The sequence below is a fragment of the Streptomyces huiliensis genome, assembly GCF_020037025.1.
GTDB classification, from domain to species: Bacteria; Actinomycetota; Actinomycetes; order Streptomycetales; family Streptomycetaceae; genus Streptomyces; species Streptomyces huiliensis.
Window position 1 is genome coordinate 1 of sequence record NZ_JAIQLH010000495.1, and the last position, 649, is coordinate 649.

Sequence of the window (649 nt, forward strand, 5' to 3'; positions counted from 1 at the left end):
GCCGAGCCGGCCGCGCCCCGGCGGCGCGGGCGGGCCGCCAACCGCCGGCCCAGCGGGCGGGAGCGCCACGACGAGAAGATCACGGTCTACGTCTCCGCCGAGGAGCTCATGGACCTGGAGCACGCGCGGCTGGTGCTGCGCGGCGAGCACGGGCTCGCCGTCGACCGCGGCCGGATCGTCCGGGAGGCCGTCGCCGTCGTCCTCGCCGACCTCGAGGCGCGCGGCGACGCGAGCATCCTCGTGCGGCGCCTGCGCGGTCGCTGAGCGACTTCGCCGCTAACCTGCCACGGGCGGGCCCCCGCCCGCGCCGCCCCGGCCCCTCCGGGCCGCCGGATCATCTCGCTCCCCTGGACCACTCCCGCATGCCCACCGCCGCGCCGCTTCCGCCTCGTCCCTCCCGCCGCTCTCTCGGCCGGGGGCCGGGGGTGCGGCCCGCTTCCGCGGAGGCGGAAGGTTTCGCCGCGGCGGGGGCCGGTGCCGGGGCCTCCGCCGGGGCCGACGCCGATGTCGGGGCCGGCAGCCCGGCCGCCCCCGTGGCCCTCGGGGCGCCTACGGCGCCCGAGGGGGAGTTTTCCCCAACCCCGCCCCTTCCCGTTTCCCGGGGGCAAGCCCCCGGACCCCCCGAGCGGCTCCGCCGCGAGGGGGGCGC

1 pseudogene is annotated in these 649 nt (G+C 80.7%); it reads left to right on the forward strand.

The annotated features are described in order from the left end of the window. A pseudogene (locus tag JNW98_RS35445) lies at positions 1-264 on the forward strand (hypothetical protein); the annotation flags it as partial. Between the last annotated feature and the right edge of the window lie 385 nt (positions 265-649).